A 22,497-nucleotide genomic window follows, 5' to 3' on the forward strand; every position below is an offset into this window, starting at 1 on the left:
CGGACGGGTCACGGGAAGCGGGTGGCGACCGCGGTGCGGGTGGGCATGGCGGTGGCGCCGCCCGGTGACTCGCACACCACCGCCGCCACCCGCAGCGCGAACGCGACCCGCTCCCGCCACCCGGCCGGGTCAGCCGGCTCACCGGCGGCCAGCAGGTCGGCCACCAGCGCGCCCATCACCGAGTCGCCCGCGCCGGTGGCGTCCACCGCGTCCACCTTCGGCGCGGGTACCCGCACCACGTCGTCGCCGGCGGCGACCAGGGCGCCGTCCGCGCCGAGCGTGACCACGACCGTGCTCGCGCCCAGTTCCCGCAGGTACGCGGCGACGCCCTCGACCGGCTCGTCCGGGTAGAGCAGCCGCGCGTCGGCGCTGCTGAGCTTGACCAGGTGCGCGGCGGCGGCGAACTCGGCGACCACCGCCCGCAGCCCGTCCAGCGCGCCCGGGGCGGTGAGCAGGCGGGGCCGTACGTTCGGGTCGAACACCCGCAGCGCGCCCGCGATCGACCAGGCGCGCCGGGCGGCGGCCAGCACCGGCGGGTCGAGCAGCACGATAGAGCCGCAGTAGAGCACGTCCGCGCCCTCGACCAGCGCCACGTCCAGGTCGTCCGGGCCGAGCAGCGCGTACGAGCGGGGTTCGCCGTAGAAGCGGAAGTCCGGCTCCGCGCCGGCGAACGTGGCCACTGCCAGCGCTGTCGGCGCCGGCACCGTCACCGTCCCGCTCACGTCCACCCCGGCGCCGGTGAGGAACGCGCGGATCCGCCCGGCCAGCGCGTCGTCGCCGAGCGACCCGACGAACCGCGCGTCCCCGCCGAGCCGGGCGACCGCCACCGCCACGTTGAGCGGGCCGCCGCCGATCGCCTGCCGGTAGACGGGTTCTCCGTCGTGCTCGGCGTCGAGCAGATCCACCAGCGCCTCGCCGAGCACCACCGCGTACCCCATCCTGGCTCCCCTCGTCGTCCTCCCCCCGATCCTGTCGCATGCCGGTGCCACCGCGCGCCGGGACCCGGGCATCGAGCGCCGCCTATTGCGGGCGGCGTGCGGACGTGGTGGGATGGCGATGCCGGGTAACGACGCGGGGGGCTGCCGCGTCGCCGGCCGCCGGGTCGATCCGACGCGAGGGCATCCACGGTCCGTGGCAACGGACCGCAAGCGGTGCGCGCCCGCAGACGGCCCCGGCCGCACGCCGACCGGGCGCGGGCACCGCGATCGTCGCATCCGCTCGTCGCAGCGGGGCGGGCCGAACCGGGCCACGCTCCGCGAGTCAGGAGATCCCCGTGCACCGATCCCGTACGGCCGCGTTGCTCACCGCGGCCGCCACCCTGGCCCTGGGCGCGTTCGCCCTGGCCACCCACTCCGGACCGGCGGCCGCACACGGCGCGGCCATGACGCCGGGCGCCCGCACCTACCTGTGCTGGAAGGACGGCCTCACCGGAACCGGTGAGATCCGGCCGAACAACCCCGCCTGCTCGTCGGCGGTGGCCGAGAACGGGGCGAACTCGCTGTACAACTGGTTCAGCGTGCTGCGCTCCGACGCCGGCGGGCGGACCGTCGGGTTCATCCCCGACGGCAAGCTGTGCAGCGGCGGCAACCCCAACTTCAGCGGGTACGACGCGGCGCGCAACGACTGGCCGATCACCCACCTGACGGCGGGCCGGTCGATGGAGTTCCGGTACAGCAACTGGGCCCACCACCCGGGCACGTTCTACTTCTACGTGACAAAGGACAGCTGGAGCCCGAACCGGCCGCTGGCCTGGAGCGACCTGGAGGAGCAGCCGTTCCTGCAGGTGACCAACCCGCCGCAACGCGGCGCGGTCGGCACCAACGACGGTCACTACTACTTCACCGGCAACCTGCCGTCGAACAAGAGCGGCCGGCACATCATCTACTCGCGCTGGGTCCGCTCGGACAGCCAGGAGAACTTCTTCGGCTGCTCGGACGTGACGTTCGACGGCGGCAACGGCGAGGTGACCGGAATCGGCTCGGGCGGCAGCAACCCCCCGACGACCGCGCCGCCGACCACCGCGCCGCCGACCACCGCGCCGCCGACCTCACCTCCGCCGGTGACGACCAGCCCGACCATGCCGGCCGGCTCCTGCATGGCGGTGTACAAGGTGGTCACCGCCTGGGGTGGCGGCTTCCAGGGCGAAGTGACGATCATGAACCACAGCACCCGGACCTACTCCGGGTGGACCGCGAACTGGACCTGGCCCAGCGGCCAGACCATCAACCAGGTGTGGAACGGCACGTTGAGCGGCAGCGGGGCGTCGGTGAGCGTCTCCAACGCCGCCTACAACGGCAGCGTCCCGCCGGAGGGCACCACCACGTTCGGCTTCACCGCGAACTTCTCCGGCACCAACACCCTGCCGACTGTCACCTGCACCGGCAGGTGATCCCGTAACGGGCCGGGCCCCCGGGGGAACACCCCGGGGGCCCTTCCTCGTCACGCTCGCGTCAGCGGACCATGCTGCCGACGACCGGCTTGGTGAGCAGCGCGGACTGGTTGCGCTGGATGCCCGGGTCGAGCGTCTTGGCCACGAAGATGGCGTGCCAGATGCAGAAGATCAGCACGGTCCACACCTTGCGGGAGTGGTCCGCCTCCTCCCGCTTGTGCTCCTCCAGCAGGCGCATCGCGTACGACAGGTCGATCAGGTCACCCGCGCCCGAGGTGGACAGCACGTGCCGCGCCCACTCGTACATCTCGCCGCGCAGCCAGACCCGGGTCGGGGTCGGGAAGCCCAGCTTCTTGCGGTTCACGATGGCCGGCGGCACGACGCCCTGCAGCGCCTGGCGCATCGCGTACTTGGTGGCCTCGGAGCGCGGCGGCAGCTTCAGGTCGACCGGGATGCCGGCGGCGACGTTGAACACCTCCCGGTCCAGGAACGGCACCCGCACCTCCAGCGAGTGCGCCATCGAGATCCGGTCGGCCTTGACCAGGATGTCGCCGCGCAGCCAGGTGTAGAGGTCGACGTACTGCATCTTGGTGACGTCGTCCAGCTCGGTGCACTCGGCGTAGATCGGCGCGGTCACGTCCGTGTAGCGCACCGAGGGGTCGTAGCGGCGCAGCAGGTGCTGCTTCTCCTCCTCGGTGAACATCCGGGCGTTGCCGTAGTAGCGCTCCTCGATCGGGGTGGTGCCGCGCTCCAGGAAGCTCTTGCCCTTGACGCCCTGCGGGATCGCCTTGGACACCGCGCGCAGACCCTTCTGCACGCCGTCGGGCAGGCTGTTCACCGCGTTGAGCGACAGCGGCTCCCGGTAGATCGTGTAGCCGCCGAAGAACTCGTCGGCGCCCTCACCGGAGAGCACCACCGTGACGTGCTCGGCGGCCTTCTTCGCCACGAAGTACAGCGGCACCAGCGCCGGGTCGGCGACCGGGTCGTCCAGGTGCCAGACGATCTTCGGCAGCGCGTCGATCATGTCCTGCGGCCCGATCTTGGTCGGGATCGTGGTCACGTCGAGGTGCCGGGCCGAGTCCTGGGCCACGTCGATCTCGGAGTAGCCGGGCACGTCGTAGCCGACGGTGAAGGTGAGGATGTTCGGGTTGAACTCGCGGGCCAGCGCCACCACAGCGGTGGAGTCGATGCCGCTGGACAGGAACGAGCCGACCGGCACGTCCGAGCGCATGTGCATCCGGACGCTCTCCCGCAGCGTCTCCCGGATGTCGTGGTAGAGCCGCTGCTCGTCGGAGACCGGGGCCGGCCGGAACACCGGCCGGTACCAGCGGCGCACCTCGATCCGGCCACCAGGGGTCCAGGTCAGGTACTCCCCCGAGCCGATCCGGCTGATCCCCTTGTGCAGCGTGCCCGGCTCGGGCACGTACTGCAGCGTCAGGTAGTGGCTCAGGTTCGCCGTGTCGATGCCCGCGTCGCCCTGGTACGCCGAGTGCGCGAACGGCAGCAGCGCCTTCTTCTCCGAGGCGAGGTAGAGGCCGTCCTGCGTCTGGAGGTAGTGCAGCGGCTTGATGCCGAAGTAGTCCCGCGCGCCGAAGGCCCGCCGCTCCTGCCGGTCCCAGATCACGAACGCGAACATGCCGCGCAGCTTGGTGAGCACCTGCTCACCCCAGTAGTGGTAGCCGGCGACGATCACCTCGCCGTCGCCGTTCGTGGCGAACTGGGCGCCGTAGTCGCGGATCAGCTCCTCGCGCAGCTCGATGTAGTTGTAGATCTCGCCGTTGAAGGTGAGCAGGTACCGCCCGCCCGCGTACGGCAGGGGCTCGTGGCTCAGCGCCACGTCGATGATCGCCAGGCGCTTGTGCGCGAACACGCCGTCCGCGTACCGGCCGGAGGCGTCGCCGACCACCTCGACCCCTGTCTCGTCCGGGCCACGGTGGTGCAGGCACTCCAGTGCGCCGGCGATGTTGTCGCGGTGGGCGGCGGCGTCGCCGCGCGCGCTGAAGAAGGCCAGGAGTCCGCACATGGCCGCCATCTTTCCACGCGCCGGAAGCCGCCGTCGCGGCACCGCAGGCACCTCCCGCTGTCGTGCGCGCGGTACCGTCGGGACCAGCGACGAGGCTCAGGGAGGGGCGGATCATGGCCGAGGAGCGGACCCGGCAGGGCAAGGCGGCGGACGGCACGGAGTCGCACGACCCGGACTTCCCGGAGGCGTTCCTGTCGTTCATGCGGCAGGGCTGGCGGGACACCGAACTGCCGGTCACCCCGCGCGCGGAGGTGCCCAACCACGCCAAGCGGCGGGCCGCGCTGGCCGAGGCCTTCCCGGGCGAGACGCTGGTCATCCCCACCGGCAACGAGAAGGTACGCGCCAACGACACCGAGCACCGGTTCCGGCCGGGCAGCGACTTCGCGTACCTGACCGGCGATCTGGAGCCGGACAGCGTCCTCGTGCTGCGGCCGGGCGGCGAGGCCACGCTGTTCATGCGGCCCCGGTCGTCGCGGGTGACCGACGAGTTCTTCCGCAGCCGCCACGGTGAGCTGTGGGTGGGCCGCCGGCCGACGCTGCGGGAGAAGTCCACCGAGCTGGGCCTGCCGACGGCCGACCTGAGCGAGCTGGACGCGGCGCTGGCCGACCTGGCTCCGGCGCGTACCCGGGTGCTCCGTGGTTTCGACGCCCGGGTGGACGCGGCGGTGCGTCAGTACGACGGCGCGCGCGCCGACGGGCAGCCCGGCCGCGACCGGGAGCTGGCGATCGCGATCGCCGAGCTGAAGCTGGTCAAGGACGAGTGGGAGATCGCGCAGCTCCAGGAGGCGTGCGACGCCACGGTGCGCGGCTTCGAGGACGTGGCGCGGGCGCTGCCGGCCGACCGCGGGGTCTCCGAGCGGCTGCTGGAGGGTGTCTTCGCGCTGCGCGCCCGGCACGACGGCAACGACGTCGGCTACGGCTCGATCGTCGGGGCCGGCGAGCACGCCACGATCCTGCACTGGGTGCACAACCACGGCGCGACCCGTCCGGGTGAGCTGCTGCTGATGGACATGGGCGTGGAGAACCGCAACCTCTACACCGCCGACGTGACCCGGGTGCTGCCGGTCGACGGCCGGTTCACGCCGTTGCAGCGTCAGGTCTACGACGCGGTGTACGCCGCGCAGCAGGCCGGCATCGAGATGTGCCGGCCGGGCGTGGCGTTCCGGGACGTGCACCTGGCCTCGATGCGGGTGCTGGCCGAGGCGCTGAAGGATCTCGGGCTGCTGCCGGTGAGCGTGGACGAGGCGATGGACCCGGCCTCCACGGTCTACCGGCGGTGGACGCTGCACGGCACCAGCCACATGCTCGGCATCGACGTGCACGACTGCGCCAACGCGCGCAAGGAGACCTACCGCGAGGGGCCGCTCGGCGAGGGGTACGTGCTCACCGTCGAGCCGGGGCTCTACTTCCAGCCGGAGGACGAGCTGGTCCCGGAGGAGCTGCGGGGCATCGGGGTGCGGATCGAGGACGACATCCTGGTCACCGCCGACGGCCCGGTGAACCTGTCGGCCGGGCTGCCGCGCGCCTCCGCCGAGGTGGAGACCTGGCTGGCCGAGCAGCGTGAGGCGGGCCCCCGCCTGCCCGGCTGATCCCCGCGGCCGCGAACTCCTTCGGGCCCCATCACCGCGCCTCGACGGCGGGTGGTGGGGCCCGCCGCCGTCTGGGCCGTTGCGGTCCCCCTGACGTGGTTGGTCACCGACCGCCGTTCGTGGGAGGAATGCGGGCTTTTTTCGGATAAGTCTTCCTCGCGAGGAACCTTCTCATACGGTGCTGATCAGAGGCTACAACCGGTTTGTAGCTGGTCGCCCGGCCTGGGGCGGTGCGACCCGTTTGGGAAGAACCGAAAGGGCTCTCATGTCGAACGACGTAACGACACCCGACGGCGGCGCTCCGATGGCGCCCCCGCCGCGGACGAGCAAACGGCGGGCGCTCTGGGTCGCCACCGGCGTGGCCGGGCTGACCGGCGTCGTCGGGCTGGCGGCGCTCGGCGGGCTCGCCGCCCGCGACGACAAGTCCGGCACCGAACCGGTGGCGGACAACCACGCCGCCGCGCCGCAGAACGCCGGCAACGACTCGCACGACGACGGCAAGGACGGCAAGGACCGTGGCCAGGAAGGCCGCGACCGTGGCGAGTGGGGCCCGGACAAGGGCGAGTGGGGCAAGGACGGCAAGGACGACCACGGCAAGACCCGCGAGGTCCCCTGCAAGGACGACGCCCTGATCGACGCCCTCGAACTGGCCAACCGCGACCACGGCGGCACCATCAAGCTCGCCGAGAACTGCACCTACGAACTCGGCGTCAAGGACCGCAAGTTCGGCTCCGCCCTGCCCGAGATCAAGCAGGACGTCACCATCAAGGGCAACAACTCCACCATCAAGCGCGACGCCGAAGACACCTTCCGCATCTTCCGCGTCGTCGACGGCGGCGACCTCACCCTCAAGGACCTCACCGTCAAGGGCGGAAACGCCAACGAATTCAAGTACCCCGGGCCGTCGGTGCCGAAGGCGGCCGGGCCGGACGGCAAGGACGACGACAAGCGGTTCGAGGGTGACGGCGGCGCGCTCCTGGTGGAGCGTGGCGGCAGCGCGCACCTGGACAACGTGAAGCTGGTCGACAACAACGCCGAAGGTGACGGCGGCGCCATCGCCAACTACGGCCGCACCTGGCTCAAGGAGAGCAAGGTCGTCGACAACCACGCCCAGGGCGACGGCGGCGGCGTCTTCAACGAGGGCATCCTCAAGGTCGAGGAAACCCACGTCGACGACAACACCGCAGGCGGCAACGGCGGCGGCATCGCCAACGGCAGCGGTGAGCACCACGGCGGGCCGGTCGACCTGGCCTCGGCCGCGAAGCCCGGCAAGGGCGACAAGGGCGAGCACGGCAAGCACCGCGCGGGCACCGTCGAGATCATCGGGGCGCACGAGGGCAAGGACGCCTCGCTGAGCACGCTGAGCCACAACCGGGCCGGTCACAACGGTGGCGGTCTGTTCAGCAGCGGCGGCTGGGTCACCGTCTCGTTCACCGCGATCGGCGGCAACGTCGCCTGCGAGAACGGCGGTGGCGTCTACGCCGAGAACACCGACCTGCTCCTGGAGAAGGTCCACGTGGCGGGCAACCACGCCGACGGCGACGGCGGCGGCGTGGTGACGACCGGTGGTCGGGACTGGGCCGGTAACGGCGCCGAGAAGGACGGCCTCGCGGGGAGCGCCACGATCGCCGACAGCGCCGTCGTGGACAACACGGCCGGCCGGTTCGGCGGCGGCATCTTCAACGGTGAGTGGCTCATCAAGATCGAGGACGGCTTCCTCGCCCGCGACCACGACAAGGACGACAACGCCACCCTCACCATCCGCGACACCGACATCAAGGGCAACACCGCCCTCAACGGCGGCGGCATCTTCAACAACAAGGCGAAGATCACCCTGACCAAGACCCACGTCACCAAGAACACCGCCACCGACTCCAGCAAGCTCCACCGGGTCGCCGGCGGCGTCCTCAACAACGAAGGACGCGTCAAGCTCGACGACAAGTCCCTCATCAGCAACAACGACCCCACCAACTGCGCCAACACCGTCGAGGACTGCTTCAACTGATCGAACCACCACATAACCGGGGAGCCCTCCTCGCGCCGCTGACGGCGCGCGGAGGGCTCCCACCCCCGCCAGCGGCCCGGCTGGCCGCGGTGTCCCCCGCCGGGGCGTCCGGGCCGCACTGCGCCCGCCCATCCCACCCGCACCCTTATGCGGGTTTTTTTCGTATATGACCACGAGGCGAAGAAGGTTCTCATACGGTCATCTTCAGCAGCTACAACCGATTTGTAGCGAAGGCCGCCTCGCCAGGGCGAAGCGACCTTGTCAGGTACAAGGAGAGGGCAGAGAGCTCCGATGTCCAACTACCTTCGCAATAATGATGACGCCACCAGCAAGACCATCTCCCCGCTCCGGCGTCGCCGGATGTGGCTCGCCACCGGCGTTGTGGGCCTGACCGGAGCGGTCAGCCTCGCCGGCGTGGCCTATGCGACCACCGGGGCCACCGGCCCGCACCGGCTCGCCGACGTCAAGTGGTCGACCACGCAGCAGCTCAGCGACGACGACCACGGCGACAAGGGCGCCGAGGGCGACTACGGCCGCGACGGCTACGACAAGGACGGGTACGGCAAGGACGGGTATGGCAAGGACGGCAAGGACCGTGGCCAGGAAGGCCGCGACCGTGGCGAGTGGGGCCCGGACAAGGGCGAGTGGGGCAAGGACGGCAAGGACGACCACGGCAAGACCCGCGAGGTCCCCTGCAAGGACGACGCCCTGATCGACGCCCTCGAACTGGCCAACCGCGACCACGGCGGCACCATCAAGCTCGCCGAGAACTGCACCTACGAACTCGGCGTCAAGGACCGCAAGTTCGGCTCCGCCCTGCCCGAGATCAAGCAGGACGTCACCATCAAGGGCAACAACTCCACCATCAAGCGCGACGCCGAAGACACCTTCCGCATCTTCCGCGTCGTCGACGGCGGCGACCTCACCCTCAAGGACCTCACCGTCAAGGGCGGAAACGCCAACGAGTTCAAGTACCCCGGTGGCGGGGCTCCCGGTGGCGGCCAGCCGCCGGCCGCCGCTCCGGCTGCTGCTCCGGCCGCTCCGGCGGTCGCGGCTCCGGCCGCCGCCCCGGCTGTCGCGGCCCCGGCTGCGGCGACCACCGCCGCCGCTGTCGCGCCCGTCGCGGACGGCATGAACGGCGGCAAGGACGACGACAAGCGGGTCGAGGGCGACGGTGGCGCGCTGCTCGTCGAGCGTGGCGGCAGCGCCTACCTGGACAACGTCAAGCTGGTCGACAACAACGCCGAGGGCGACGGCGGCGCCATCGCCAACTACGGCCGCACCTGGCTCAAGGAGAGCAAGGTCGTCGACAACCACGCCCAGGGCGACGGCGGCGGCATCTTCAACGAGGGCATCCTCAAGGTCGAGGAAACCCACGTCGACGACAACACCGCAGGCGGCAACGGCGGCGGCATCGCCAACGGCAGCGGCCTGTCCGGCGGACACGGCCCGACGGCCTCCGCCGCGCCGAAGGGCTACGACAAGAAGGAGAAGCACCACGAGGCCGGCACGGTCGAGATCTTCGGTTCCGACCACGGCAAGGACGGCGTGAAGTCGAGCCTGTCGGACAACCGCGCCGGCAAGAACGGTGGCGGCCTGTTCAGCAGCGGCGGCACCGTCACGGTGTCCTTCACCGCGATCACGGGCAACACCGCCTGCGAGAACGGTGGCGGCGTCTACGCCGAGAACACGGACCTGCTCCTGGAGAAGGTCCACGTCGCCAAGAACCACGCCGACGGCGACGGCGGCGGTGTGGTGGTCACCGGCGGCAAGCACTGGGGCTACCCGGAGAACAAGGAGCACGCCAGCGCCACGATCGCCGACAGCAAGATCGTCGACAACACCGCCAACCGCTTCGGCGGCGGCATCTTCAACGGTGAGTGGCTCATCAAGATCGAGGACGGCTTCCTCGCCCGCGACCACGACAAGGACGACAACGCCACCCTCACCATCCGCGACACCGACATCAAGGGCAACACCGCCCTCAACGGCGGCGGCATCTTCAACAACAAGGCGAAGATCACCCTGACCAAGACCCACGTCACCAAGAACACCGCCACCGACTCCAGCAAGCTCCACCGGGTCGCCGGCGGCGTCCTCAACAACGAAGGACGCGTCAAGCTCGACGACAAGTCCCTCATCAGCAACAACGACCCCACCAACTGCGCCAACACCGTCGAGGACTGCTTCAACTGACCTGACGGTCCGCCGGTACGCGACCGGCCCCCTGCCACGTGACGTGGCAGGGGGCCGGTCGGCCGTACCGGTCAGCTCTGGACGAACACCGCCACGCTGCGCGCGGGCACGGTGAACGTGCCGGCGGCCCGGTCGAACGAAGCGGTACGCAGCGCCGGGTCGGCCGAGTTCCGCAGCACCGGGTGCAGTGCCACGTTCGCGCCGCGCAGCCCGGTGACCGTCTGCTTCGCCGTCTCGGGCGTGGCGTTGAGGACGACTGTCACCGACTTCCACTTCCCGTCCAGCCCTCGCGCGTCGAGGGTCATGGTGAGCACGCCCGGGGTCTCCGTCGTTCCGGACAGCGGGAACGCCACCCGCTTCTGCACCTGCTCGGCGGTGTCGAGCCCGAACACCGGCGAGGATCGGCGCACGCGCAGCAGCTCCGCGTACCGGGCGTCGGCCAGGTCGATCGCCGCGCAGTCCGGCACCAGCGACGGATCGGCGAGCAGCGGCTTCGCGTACGACCACTTGTCCTTGTTGTCGGCCTCCGGCGGCAGGCCGGCACCGAATCCGTTGCCCTGGGCGCAGTCCCATCGGATCTGGTTGAACCAGTCACCGGAGTTGTACGAGTTGCGGTCCAGCGACTTCGAGCGCAGCCGCTCCGAGCCGGTGGTCACGAACCCGGCGCCCTGCCCGAGCGCGGTGGTCGCCAGTGCCAGCACCTGCATCCGGGCCCGGTCCTGCGCCGAGGTCCCCTGCGGCAGCTTGTACGCCAGCGCGTCGTACAGGATCTCGTTGTCGTGCGCGTCGACGTAGGTGACCGCCTCGCCCGGCGCGGCGGTGTACCCGGCCGGGGCGCCGTTGTAGTCGACCTGCGCCCCGGTGACCCGCTTGCCGGTGGAGTCGGTGAACCGGTAGCCGCGCAGGTTCCCGGTCAGCCCCACCTTGATCAGGTCGTGCTGGTGCAGCAGCCGGGCCCGCTGCTCGGCGGCCGAGCCGTTCACGTCGTCGCCGTTGGGGTCGGTGTAGAGGCCGGAGGCGAAGCCCTGCACGCGCGGGTTGGCGTCGAACGGGCCGCCGCCGCGCACCGCGTCGCGGAGCCGGTCGTTGAACGTGCCGACGCCGGTGCCGGCCATGTTGGCCTGGGTGGCCTGCGTGAACCGGGCGTCGTCGGCGACCTCGCCGAAGTTCCAGCCCTCGCCGTACAGCAGGATCTTGCGACCGTCCACGCCGTCGCGGGCGAGCGTGAGCTTGTCCAGCGCGGCCCGTACGGCCAGGATGTTCGCCTTCGGGTGGTGGCCCATCAGGTCGAACCGGAAACCGTCGACCTTGTACGCCTTGGCCCAGGTGACCAGCGAGTCCACCACGAGCTTGCCCATCATCGCGTGCTCCGGCGCGGTGTTGGCGCAGCAGGTGGAGTTGGCGACGGTCCCGTCCTCCAGCAGCCGGTGGTAGTAGCCCGGCACCACCTGGTCGAGCACCGACTTCGGGTCGGCGCCGGCGGCGGAGGTGTGGTTGTAGACCACGTCCATGACCACCCGCAGGCCGGCCTTGTTCACTCCGGCGACCATCTGGCGGAACTCGGTGGTGCGCTTCGCGCCGTTCGGGTCGGTGGCGTACCCGCCCTCGGGCACCGTGTAGTGCAGCGGGTCGTACCCCCAGTTGTAGCCGTCGGTGCCGGCGACCGCCGCGACGCACTTCTGCTGCTCGTCGGAGTCCGGCGGCAGCGCGGCCAGGTCGCAGTCCGGCCGGGCCTGGTCGGCCCGCTTCTCCGGGATGGTGGCGAAGTCGAAGGCCGGCAGCAGGTGCAGGTGGTTGACCCCGGCGTCGCCGAGCTTGCGCAGGTGCTTCATGCCGGCGCTGTCCGGGTCGGTGAACGCCAGGTACGTGCCCCGCCGGTCGGCGGGAACGGTGGTGTCGGCGATGGAGAAGTCCCGTACCGACAGCTCGGAGATCTGGACCTTCGACGCCGGCACCGGGGCCGGCTTGCGCAGGCTCGCCCAGCCGGCCGGCGCGAGCGCCGGGTCGGTCAGGTCGACGATCTGGCTGTGCGTGGAGTTCGGGGCGAGCGCCACCGAGTACGGGTCGGTCACCGACGCGGTGACCATCTTCTGCGTGGCCGGCTGCCACGCCTGCACCCGGTAGCGGTAGTAGCGGCCGTTCCACGCCTTCGTGCCGCGGACCGACCAGACGCCGGTGCGGTCGTCGCGGCGCATCGCCACTGTGGACGGCTGGGCCGTGGGTGAGTCGAACAGCTCCAGCGACACGGTCCGCGCGGTCGGCGCCCACACCGCCAGGGTGGGGACCCGGCCGGCGAACGTCGGGCCGAGCTTCGCGCCGGTCGCCGCCGCGTAGACGTCGTCGAGCACGCCGGGGATCTGCACGCTGGTGGCGGCGAGCAGCGCGCCCTCCGCGTCCCGCTCGGTCACCACGATCTGGCCGCGCAGCGCCGCCGGCACCCGGGCCAGGTCGGCGCGGTCCAGCGAGAAGGCGCGCGAGGCCCAGAGATGGGGGTACGCCTGCCGTTGCGCCTCGGTCAGCCCGTTGCGCTGGGCTCGCAGGCCGATGGTGGTGTACGTGCCGGTCAGCTCGCCGTCGACGAGGCCGATCCCACCGGCCGGGGCGACGGCGAGCGCATACCGCCTGCCGTCGGTCGGCCCGGTCGCCCAGGCGACTGTGGACCTGTCGATCCACTGCGCCTTCTGCTTGGTCAGGTCGAGGTCCTTGGCGGCGCCGGACGTCGTGGTGGGCAGCAGCCGTCCCTTGACGCCGGCCAGGAGCCACACCTCGCGTCCGGCGCCGGCGAAGTCGAGCCGCTGGTCCTCGGGCTGATCCTTCTCGTCGCCTCGGTGGATGATGTAGCTCAGCCCGGTCGCCCCGGCGGCGAGGGGCACCCGGAACACCGCGCCGTACGCGTCGATCTTCTCCGGCTTGAGCGGGGCGGCCCAGTCGGTCGGGGTGGCCGCGCCGTCCCACAGGTGCAGGCCCCAGCCGTCGTAGTTCCCGTCGGCCTTGCGCCAGTGGATCAGCGCGGTGTCCTGCGCGACGGGCGGGTCGGGTTCGCCGGTGGCGGCCTGCCGCGTCGGGTAGACCGCCGGGTCGCCCTGCTTGACCCAGACCTCGCCGGTCGCAGCCACGTCGATGGTGCGGTCGTTGGCCACGTCCTTGTTGCCGTCGCCGTCGATCACGAGGAAGCCGACGGTCTTCGCGCCGGGCTTCAGCTTGACCCAGGCGAACCGGCCGTACGAGTCCTCACCGGCGAACGGCTGCCCGGCGGGCCACTGCGTCACGTACGCCGGGTCGATGTCGCCCCAGGCGTAGAGCCGCCAGTCGTCGTACCCGCCGGCCGGGCGCTGGTAGTGCACGATCGCCCAGTCCCGCGACGCGCCCTGGGCGGGGGTGCCGACGGTGCCGGTGGCACGGGCGGTGGCGGTGCGGCCCTTGCCGTCGCGGACCACCGCCTTGTACTCCACGCGGGTGCCGCCGGGCAGGCCCGTCAGGTCGTGGTGCACGGTGTACGGCGCGCGGTTCGCGGTGCCGAGCAGCGTCCACTTGCCGCCCGCGACCCGGGCGGCGAACGTGACGGTGGCGAGCGGGTCTCCGGTCACCTGGGCGGTGACGGCGGCCTTGCCCGGGACCGGGTCGTCGCCCGGCTCGGTGATCGTGATCGTCGGGGCCCCGGCCTGCGGGATCGCCCGGTCGGCCTTCAGTACCAGCGCCGACATCGCAGGCACGGTGACGCTCAGCTTGCCGTCCGCGCCGGCCGTCGCGCCCGCGGCGCCGCCGTACACGCCGGTGAAGCGGGCGCCGGCCGACCAGGTGTCCACCGTGACAGTCTGCGGCGTCGCGGCGTTGTTCACCGCCGCCACGTACTCGATCCGGTCGGCGGGCAGGACGCGGGAGAACGCGAAGACGCCCGGCCCGTCGGCCGCGTACCGGGTCACCTGCACGCCGTCGCGCAGTGCCGGGTGCGCCGTCCGCAGGTCGCCCAGCTCGGCGATGGTCCGGTAGAGCGGGTGGCGGGTGTCGTACTGGTCGGCGGCGTGGGTGCGGGTGGTGCCGATCAGGTCGTCGTCGAGGTAGTCGGCGGTCCGCGAGGCGAACATGTCCTGCCGGGCGTCCTTGTCGCCGCCCGGTCCGGTGAAGCCCTGCTCGTCGCCGGAGTAGACGACCGGCTGGCCGCGGGTGAGGAACATGAGCTGGTGGGCGAGCCGGCTGCGGTTCAGCTGGGTGGCGTCGTCACCGCCGGCGGCGGCGACGAACGAGCCGATGCGGCCCATGTCGTGGTTGCCCAGGAACGTGGTGAGCCGGTTGGCGTTCGTGTCCCGCGCGGAGTACAGGTCGTCCTTGGCGTACACGTCGGCGAGCGACTTGGCCGAGCCGTCGGCGGCGGCGTACCCGCGTGCCGCCTCCTGGAACGAGAAGTCGAGCGTGGCGGGCAGTCCGCCCTGCCGCACGTAGGTGGACTGGATCTCCTGCTCGGCGCTGTAGACCTCGCCGAACATGAAGAAGTCCTTCTTGCCGGCCTTCGCGGCGGCGGCGTCGATGCCGCGCGCGAACTGCGGCCAGAAGTCGAGGTTGGCGTGCTTGACCGTGTCGAGGCGGAACCCGTCCACGCCGGCCTTGCCGATCCACTGGGCGTAGATGTCGGTCATGCCGCGGACCACCTCGGGACGCTCGGTCCACAGGTCGTCGAGGCCGAAGAAGTCGCCGTACTCGCTGTTCTCCCCGGCGAAGGTGGAGTCACCGCGGTTGTGGTACATGGTCGGGTCGTTCAGCCACGCCGGTACCTTGACCTTCGCGTCGGCGGGGGTGGCGAACACCGGGGTGTACGGGAACGACGTCGAGTTCACCGCCGGGAACTTCCGGGTGCCGTCGGCGTAGTTGCGGTCCTCGAAGGGGCGCCCCTGCGCGTCGCGGTAGGGCGCGGTCTTCTTGTCCACGTAGCCGTACTTGTCCTCGGCGTACCTGATGACGTCGGCGGTGTGGTTGACGATGATGTCGAGGTAGACCTTGATGCCCCGGCGATGGGCCAGGTCGACCAGCTTCTTCAGCTCGGCGTTGGTGCCGAAGTGCGGGTCGACCTGGGTGAAGTCGGTGATCCAGTAGCCGTGGTAGCCGGCCGAGACGTCCGCGCCGGTGCCCTGCACGGGCCGGTTCTTGAAGATCGGCGCGAGCCAGATGGCGGTGGTGCCGAGCCCCTGGATGTAGTCCATCCGGTCGATCAGGCCCTTGAGGTCGCCGCCGTGGTAGAAGCCCTTGTCGGCCGGGTCGAGGCCGGTGGTGAGCCGGCCGCCGGTGAGGCCGCCGGTGTCGTTGCGCTTGTCGCCGTTGGCGAACCGGTCCGGCAGGACGAAGTAGAACTGCTCCGCCTTCGCGGTGCCGGTGCCGGCCTTGAGCAGCGCGTCGGCGGACGGCTCGCGGTTCCATTGCGGAGCGTTGCCGGCGGCCAGGACGTCGGGGGTGGCGGCCGGGCCGGTGGCGTCGGCGCCGAGCTGGTGGAGCGCCACCGGCACGCCGACGAGAGTGAGTACGAGGGAGGTGACCAGGGCGAGCAGCGCCTTGGGGGATATCGGCGGGGGGTTCATCGACGGCCTTTCTCTGGTCGCTGATTCGCCCGCACGCTAGCCCTTGCCGAAACATTCTGCAATACCTTGCAAACACTGCCGCAACAAAGCAGACAGCTTGCAAGAAGAGACGTGGACGCCGGCCCCGGTCCGGGGCGCCGGAACTACCGCTCGGTGCAGGGCGAGCGGTCGACGGTGCAGCTCACCGGCCGGGTACCGGCCCGCTCGATGTGGAACCGCACCGGCAGGGACTGCCCGGGGGCCAGGTCGAACCCGCTGCGGTAGGTGAAGACGCCGTCGTCGAAGCGGAACACGCCCTGCTCGGCACCCTCGACCCAGGCGGTGACCAGCCGGCCACCCGGGAACACCGCGCGCACCGTCCAGCCCTGCGGCGTACGCGCGGTGTTGACCAGCAGCACCTCACCGATGAAGCCGCCGTCGAAGACGCTCGGCACGCTGTACCGGCCGGTCACCGCCGACGGCGGCGCAGGAGGCGCAGGAGGCGTCGGAGGCAGCACCGGCCGGGCCACGCCCCGAGGGCTGGGAGTCGGCGCGGCCGGAGTCGGACGGGCGGGCACCACGGTGGACCGCGGCGACAGGCCCGGCACCACCGCAGCGGTGGCGGAGACCGGCGACGGGCCGGTGGCACCGGCCGCCGTGGGGGTCAGCGGCATGCCCGGCAGCGACATCGGCGGATCCGGCGGACCGGCCGCCGGGAACGTGCTGCGGCCCCGCACCGAACCGAGCGCCACCACCAGCAGGACCAGCATGACGACCACGCCGGCGGCGACGAGGATCCAGGGGGACGAGGTCATGGCGGCCCCGGGCTGCGGGCCGGGACGGCGCGTGCGGGACATGGTCCTCCTGTCGGGGTCCGGGCCAGCGTAGCCACCCGGGACGGGTCGCGGCGAGCGCCGGAGATCGGGGTCTGCCGCACGGCGTTCGCACCTGATACCTTGCACGCCGATCAATGACCACAATGGCTCGTCGAGCCGGTAGGACGGTTGGCCAGTGACTGAGTGGCAGGACAGTATCCGGCGGGCGTCCGCGGCGGACGCCGCCGTCGTGACCGCGATCCTCGCCGAGGCGTTCATGCGGGATCCGGTGAGCGGCTGGGTCTTCCCCGACGACGACCACCGCGCGCGGGTCCATCGCGCCTTCTTCGGACCGTTCGTCGCGCTGGCGCTGCGCACCGGTGAGGTGTACGTCGCCGGTGACGGGCTGGGCGCGACGCTCTGGCTACACACCGGCGAGGGCCACGACGCCGAGGACGGCGGCGAGTTCGACGGGCTGGAGAACGCGATCGGGGCGGAGGCCATGAAGCGGTTCGGCACGCTCGACGAGATGATGAGCGCCCGGCACCCCGCAGAGCCGCACTGGTACCTGCCCTTCATCGGGGTACACCCGGACCATCACGGCAAGGGCGTCGGCTCGGCGCTGCTGCGTCACAGACTGGCCGAGCTGGATCAGGCCGGCACGGCGGCGTACCTGGAAGCCAGTTCGCCGCGCAACGCCGCGCTCTACGAGCGGCTCGGATTCCGGCGCCGTCCGGTCACGCTGGACCTGCCGGAGGGCCCCAGCCTCTACCCGATGTGGCGCGACCCGGCCTGACCGGTACCGTCCCGCCCCGGCTCGACCCGGGGCGGGACGTCATCGCCGTACCGTCGTGGTGGTGACGTCGAGCGCGCCCACGACGGCGGCGAGCAACCCCTCGAGCTGAGCCGGCAGGAACCGGCGGCAGTCGCGCATCCGCGTGGCCACCTGCGGGTCGAAGATGTGCGCGGCCAGACCGACCGCCTCGGCGAGCGTCGCCAGCAGCAACGTGCCCGGGTCCAGCTCGGCCGGGGACGAGTGCATCAGCATCGCGGTCAGCCGCACCCGCGGCGAGGCCGCCTGGTTCGGGTCGATGGCCGGCCAGCGCACCGTCCGGCCGATCAGTTTGCCCTGCTCACGACGGAGCACGCCGGCGGTGACCAGCCGGGTGCCCACCCGCTCGTTGATGTTGAGCTGGGTCCGCAGGTAGCGGATCCACAACCGGGCCGGATGCGCCCCCTCGCGGCGCAGGATCTCGGTGATCAGCAGGTCGGTGAGCGGCTCCTGCCACAGCCGCGGATCGACGGCGGCGATCCCCCCTCCGTCGAGGGCGATCCGGCCCTCGAACATCAGCTCGGCGAGCGCGGCGCCGGCCAGCCCGCACTCCAGCCGGTCGACAGCGACGTGTGGCTTGCCGGTGAACTCGTCGTGTCCGATAAGGAACAGCGCATCCGCAAGCCGGTAAGTGGCCTGTGCCCCGGGGTAGGTCATGGTCCATCCTCGAACGGTGGCCGTGATCGTCGACACGGGACGGTACGGCATGACCACGCACAGCTCAATTCCGGCCGTTCAGGCGCACCCCAATCGATATCGAAGCGGGGTTGTCACGATACGTGATCACCAATACCCTGCTTCAGGTTGTTCCGAAGTAGACACATCAATCCCTTCACCCCCTCCCCTGGAGAAGCCTTGTCCTCCGATCCGTTCTTCTCCGACGGTGGGCTGCGCCGCGGTCGTCTCGGCACCGCTCACCTCGTCTTCTTCACCGTCGCCGCGTCCGCCCCGCTGACCGTTCTCGGCGGCGGTGTCACCACCATGTACGCGGTCAGCGGCAACATCGGCGCCGCGCTCGGATACGTGCTCCTGGCCGCCGTACTGGCCGTCTTCGCCACCGGCTACGCCGCGATGAGCCGGTACGTCGCCAACGCGGGCGCGTTCTACGCGTACATAGCCAACGGCCTCGGCCGGGCCGGCGGGGTGGCCGGCTCGGCGGTCGCACTCGCGGCGTACAACGCGATCCAGATCGGTCTGTACGGCCTGCTCGGCGCGATCCTGGGCGACTTCATGGACGCCAAGACCGGCATCAGCCTCGACTGGTGGGTCTGGGCGCTGCTGGCCTGGGTGTTCATCGGCGCGCTCGGCGTGTTGCGCATCGACCTCAACGCCACGGTCCTCGCCGTGCTGCTCGTCCTCGAGTGCGTGGTCGTGCTGATCTTCGACCTGGTCGCCTTCGCCAACCCGGACGGGGGCACCGTCACCGCCGCCGGCATCAGCCCCGGGCACCTGTTCGGCGCCGGCTTCGGGGCGGTGCTCGCGTTCACCATCGCCTCCTTCACCGGCTTCGAGAGCGGCGCCATCTACAGCGAGGAGGTCAAGGACCCGCGTCGCACGGTGGCCCGGGCCACCTACATCGCGGTGGCGTTCACCGGCCTGTTCTACGCCTTCTCGGCCTGGGCGCTCACCGTGCTCACCGGCCCGGAGAACGCTCCGGCGGCGAGTGCCGAGGCGGGGCCGGGCATCATCTTCGGCGCGCTCGAGCAGTACACCGGTGTCGTCGTCGCCGACATCGCCAACGTCCTGTTCATCACCAGCGTCCTGGCCGCCCTGCTGTCGTTCCACAACGGCGTGGCGCGTTACCTGTTCGCGCTGGGCCGGGAGCGGGTCCTGCCGGGCTTCCTCGGCGTCACCTCCAGCCGCAGCGGCGCGCCGGTCGCGGGCTCGCTGGTGCAGAGCGTCCTCGCCGTGGTGGTGTTCCTGGCGTTCGCGATGACCGGCCGTGACCCGGTCATCGACCTGTTCACCTGGCTGTCCGGCGCCGCCGCTGTCGGCGTCGTGCTGCTGATGACGCTCACCTCGGCCTCCGTGGTGGGCTTCTTCCGCGGCCGTCCCGGCCCGGAGAGCGCGTGGCAGCGGGCGATCGCCCCGGCGCTCGGCACGATCCTGCTCACCGCCGTGCTGCTGGTGCTGCTGTTCAACTTCGACGCGCTGCTCGCCCCCGACACGGCGAGCTACCTGAAGTGGCTGCTCCCGGCGATCCCGGTGGCGGCGGGCGTGGTCGGCCTGATCTGGGGCGCGATCCTGCGCACCAGCCGCCCGGAGACGTACCGCCGGATCGGCCAGGTCACCGAGGAGGGCCTGCACGAGCCCGGCCTGCACCCGGCCCCCGAGGCCGACCGCTGGGCCGGCGCCCACCACCGCTGACGTCGGTCGGTGCGGCGGCCGGCCGCGTGGCCGGCCGCCGCACCACCACGATCAGGCGGTACGGATGACGGTGCAGATCACCGGCCCGTCCTCGGTGGTGCGCAGCAGATAGCGGTAGCGCTCGCCGGGGACCGCGCCTCCCTGACTGTCCAGGAACTCCCAGCGCACCGCCACCTCGGTGAGCAGCGCCGAGATCTGCTGCACGTCCTCGATCTGCGCGTTCGCCGCGACGAGTTCCCGCTCCTGGTAGTCAGGCGCGGCGCCGACGAAACTGAGCGCCACGGCCGCCGGCGAGGTGAACGAGAAGCTGTAGGTGTCGGCGACCACCAGCCCGGGCAGGGCGTAGCAGCCGGCGATGGCCGGCACGTCGGCGGTGGTCAGCGCCACGCCGTACCGGTCGAAGAAGTCGGTGAGCGTGTCGAGGTCGGTGGAAGCCGTCACGACGCTCCTCATTACCGGCGCGCCCTCGCGGCAAACCTTCCTCAGCGCGGCGGGATCCGCACCTCGATCTCGGCGCCGAGGTGCGCGCCGCCGCTGAGGGCCAGGTCGTCGCCGCTCCAGAACCGCCCCGGGTCGTACCAGTTGGGCCGCCGCCCGGCGGGCAGCAGACCCATCGCCTCGTAGGTCACCGCGACCACCTCGGCGCAGTACGCCGTCTCCAGCGCCGCCGCGTTCTCCCTGGTGGTGTCGCCGGTCTCGCCCTGGTCACCGGTCTCGCCTCGGCCGCCGGTCTCACCTCGGCCGCCGGTCTCGCCGGCCCTGCCCTGGCTGCCGGTCTCGCCCCGGTCGATGATCCTGCTCAGGATGCCGAGCTGGTTCCGGTCGCCGGCCCCGCCCCGGAGGCCGCCGAGGCTCAGGCGGCGCGGGTGCGGCAGCCGGCCCCGCGCCCACCGCCAGGCGAGCTGCGCGGTGGACGGGAACGGCGTCCCGTCCAGGCGCGCCACGGTACGCAGCACCGCCTCCTCCATCGCGGTGTCCGCCGGCGGTTCGAGCTGGCGCAGCCAACCCCGCTGGCCGTACCGGTTGGCCCAGACGCAGACCGCGTCCCGCAGGTCGTGCAGCTGCACGCCACGCTGATGCGTGCCGGTCCACATGTCCGGCAGCGAACGGCCCAGCTCGGCGTGCCACATCAGCGGCGGCATGTCGTCGAGCACCACCGCCATGCCCACGTGGTTCACCGGGCTGTTCGTGGTGAGCTGGATGGCCCGGTCGGGCACGCTGCGTCCGCGGAACACCCACAGATCGCCGGTACGGGTCAGCTCCACGGCCTCGTCCAGGCTGATGCTCATGGAGGACTACCCTATGCGGATGCGGCAACGGATGCGGTGGTGGAAGGTACTCGGTCTCGCGGGTCTCGCCGGCGTCGCGGCGACCGGCGTGGTGGTGGCGCGGGCCGAACGGCGGCGCCGGGCGTACACCCCGGAGGAGATCCGGGACCGGCTACGCGAACGGCACGCCAAGGCCTCGTCGTCGTCCTGACCGGACAGTCGAGGGCGGCGGATTCTCCTACCATCGCCATGATGGGAACCGTTTTCTGGGAGAGCCCGTTCGTCCTCGATCCCCCACCCGCCGCCGTGGAACGGCACGGTGACGTCGACCTGCACGTACCCGCCGGCGACGGCCGGCATCCCGCGGTCGTCGTCGTGCACGGCGTACCGGGACCGCCCGAGGCCCCCGACGCGCGGGACTGGCCGCTCTACCGGGGCTACGGCGCACTGCTCGCCGAGGCGGGCGTCCTGGCCGCGATCCCCCGGCTCACCGTGGCGAGCCCGGACGACCTGTACACGGTCGCCGCCCGGGTGGCCGCCGCCGCCGAACTGCTCCGCGCCGACCCACGCGTCGACGCCGACCGGCTCGGCCTCTGGTTCTTCTCCGGCGCCGGCCTGCTGATCGGCGACTGGCTCCGCGACCCGCCCGCCTGGCTGCGCGGCGTGGCGGCGACGTATCCGCTGCTGGCGCCGCTGCCCGGATGGCCGCCGGTGGACCCGCGCTTCCGCCCGATCGACGCCCTCGACCTGCCCACAGACCCGGACGCCGCCACTCCGTCCGGCACCGCCTCCCCCGACGCCGCGAGCGTCGACGCCGCGAGCGTCGACGCCGCGCATGCGGAGGGCGCGGCGCGGCCGACGCTCGTACTGACCCGGGCGGGGCGGGAACGGCCCGAGGTCGCCCCCACCATCGAGGCGTTCACTGTGGTCGCGCGGCGGCGTGGCATCCCGCTGTGCGTGGTGGACGTGCCGAACGGGCAGCACGGATTCGACGCGCTGGACCACACCGACGAGTCCCGGGCCGCAGTCCGTACCGCCCGCGACACCTTGATCGCCCTGATCACCGCCCCCTGACGCCGGCGCCGGTCCGCACCAGGATCCAGCACCCCGTCAACACCCGCCCGCCGCCCACTTCCCAGGATCGCCGTCCTACAAGCCGGAACGCACAAAGATCTTGGTAGGAAACGGCCCCCATGAGGGCCGTTTCCTACCAAGATCTCGACCAACCCAAGGGGTGACCGCGAGCAGCGCACCCAGAAGCACCACAGCACCAACCCCACCGCGCCCAGCGCGCCCACCGCGCCCACCGCGCCCACCGCGCCCAGCGCGCCCAGCGCGCCCAGCGAGTCGATCATGAAGTTGGCGGCGACAAATCGGGCATCAACCACCGCCAACTTCATGATCGACGGGGCAGGGTGGGCACGCGGCATCGCGCGCATCCCGTTTCACCCCAGTCACCCGGCCCAG

At 71.6% G+C, this 22,497-nt stretch carries 15 protein-coding genes; 8 read left to right on the top strand and 7 right to left on the bottom strand.

The features are described 5' to 3' along the window. Window positions 1–8: 8 nt before the first annotated feature. Complete coding sequence (locus tag OC439_RS17635; RefSeq protein ID WP_262014375.1) at window positions 9–938, bottom strand: carbohydrate kinase family protein; 930 nt, start codon at window positions 936–938, stop codon at window positions 9–11. A gap of 329 nt (window positions 939–1,267) precedes the next feature. On the opposite strand from OC439_RS17635, the gene OC439_RS17640 reads away from it, so the two are divergent. After that, the gene (locus OC439_RS17640) at window positions 1,268–2,389 is read left to right on the top strand and encodes a lytic polysaccharide monooxygenase (protein ID WP_262014430.1); all 1,122 of its coding nucleotides are present in this window, start codon (window positions 1,268–1,270) and stop codon (window positions 2,387–2,389) included. 61 nt (window positions 2,390–2,450) lie between these two features. Here the strand turns inward: OC439_RS17640 and asnB are convergent, their stop codons facing one another. After that, window positions 2,451–4,412: an asparagine synthase (glutamine-hydrolyzing) gene (asnB, locus tag OC439_RS17645; protein ID WP_041784229.1), complete on the bottom strand. Its 1,962-nt coding sequence runs from the start codon at window positions 4,410–4,412 to the stop codon at window positions 2,451–2,453. Window positions 4,413–4,525: 113 nt separating this feature from the next. Here asnB and OC439_RS17650 point away from each other — a divergent pair, with 113 nt between their 5' ends. The 3 genes from OC439_RS17650 (at window position 4,526) to OC439_RS17660 (ending at window position 10,202) form a co-directional block, all read left to right on the top strand. Next, entirely contained in the window at window positions 4,526–6,001 is a 1,476-nt protein-coding gene (locus tag OC439_RS17650) for an aminopeptidase P family protein (RefSeq protein WP_262014376.1), read from the top strand. 265 nt (window positions 6,002–6,266) lie between these two features. Then, window positions 6,267–8,006 (top strand): hypothetical protein, encoded by a 1,740-nt coding sequence (locus tag OC439_RS17655; RefSeq protein WP_262014377.1) that lies wholly within the window; start codon window positions 6,267–6,269, stop codon window positions 8,004–8,006. Window positions 8,007–8,297: 291 nt separating this feature from the next. Beyond that, entirely contained in the window at window positions 8,298–10,202 is a 1,905-nt protein-coding gene (locus OC439_RS17660; protein WP_262014378.1) for a hypothetical protein, read from the top strand. Window positions 10,203–10,273: 71 nt separating this feature from the next. Here the strand turns inward: OC439_RS17660 and pulA are convergent, their stop codons facing one another. After that, a complete protein-coding gene (pulA, locus tag OC439_RS17665) occupies window positions 10,274–15,769 on the bottom strand; it encodes a pullulanase-type alpha-1,6-glucosidase (RefSeq protein WP_262014379.1) in 5,496 nt (1,831 codons plus the stop codon). Window positions 15,770–15,912: 143 nt separating this feature from the next. Continuing rightward, entirely contained in the window at window positions 15,913–16,605 is a 693-nt protein-coding gene (locus OC439_RS17670) for a cellulose-binding protein (protein ID WP_262014380.1), read from the bottom strand. 154 nt (window positions 16,606–16,759) lie between these two features. On the opposite strand from OC439_RS17670, the gene OC439_RS17675 reads away from it, so the two are divergent. Further along, window positions 16,760–17,359, top strand: a complete 600-nt coding sequence (locus OC439_RS17675) for a GNAT family N-acetyltransferase (RefSeq protein WP_262014381.1) — start codon at window positions 16,760–16,762, stop codon at window positions 17,357–17,359. A 39-nt stretch (window positions 17,360–17,398) separates the two neighbouring features. Here the strand turns inward: OC439_RS17675 and OC439_RS17680 are convergent, their stop codons facing one another. Then, on the bottom strand, window positions 17,399–18,052 hold the full coding sequence (locus OC439_RS17680) for a GOLPH3/VPS74 family protein (protein WP_128137146.1): 654 nt from the start codon (window positions 18,050–18,052) through the stop codon (window positions 17,399–17,401). A 198-nt stretch (window positions 18,053–18,250) separates the two neighbouring features. Here OC439_RS17680 and OC439_RS17685 point away from each other — a divergent pair, with 198 nt between their 5' ends. After that, window positions 18,251–19,762: an APC family permease gene (locus tag OC439_RS17685; protein WP_262014382.1), complete on the top strand. Its 1,512-nt coding sequence runs from the start codon at window positions 18,251–18,253 to the stop codon at window positions 19,760–19,762. A 51-nt stretch (window positions 19,763–19,813) separates the two neighbouring features. Here the strand turns inward: OC439_RS17685 and OC439_RS17690 are convergent, their stop codons facing one another. Together OC439_RS17690 and OC439_RS17695 are read right to left on the bottom strand one after the other, a co-directional pair. Continuing rightward, the gene (locus tag OC439_RS17690; RefSeq protein WP_030274248.1) at window positions 19,814–20,203 is read right to left on the bottom strand and encodes a hypothetical protein; all 390 of its coding nucleotides are present in this window, start codon (window positions 20,201–20,203) and stop codon (window positions 19,814–19,816) included. A gap of 41 nt (window positions 20,204–20,244) precedes the next feature. Next, entirely contained in the window at window positions 20,245–21,051 is an 807-nt protein-coding gene (locus OC439_RS17695; protein ID WP_262014383.1) for a hypothetical protein, read from the bottom strand. Here OC439_RS17695 and OC439_RS17700 point away from each other — a divergent pair. Both OC439_RS17700 and OC439_RS17705 read left to right on the top strand, forming a co-directional pair. After that, window positions 21,050–21,241: a hypothetical protein gene (locus tag OC439_RS17700; RefSeq protein WP_139135452.1), complete on the top strand. Its 192-nt coding sequence runs from the start codon at window positions 21,050–21,052 to the stop codon at window positions 21,239–21,241. The two genes, OC439_RS17695 and OC439_RS17700, sit on opposite strands and share 2 nt — an antisense overlap. 41 nt (window positions 21,242–21,282) lie before the next feature. After that, window positions 21,283–22,104 carry a hypothetical protein gene (locus tag OC439_RS17705; RefSeq protein WP_262014384.1) on the top strand — a complete coding sequence of 274 codons (822 nt, stop codon included), beginning with the start codon at window positions 21,283–21,285 and terminating at the stop codon, window positions 22,102–22,104. Window positions 22,105–22,497 lie beyond the last annotated feature (393 nt).

It is taken from the genome of Micromonospora sp. Mcm103 (genome assembly GCF_024519755.1).
Lineage (GTDB): Bacteria > Actinomycetota > Actinomycetes > Mycobacteriales > Micromonosporaceae > Micromonospora > Micromonospora aurantiaca.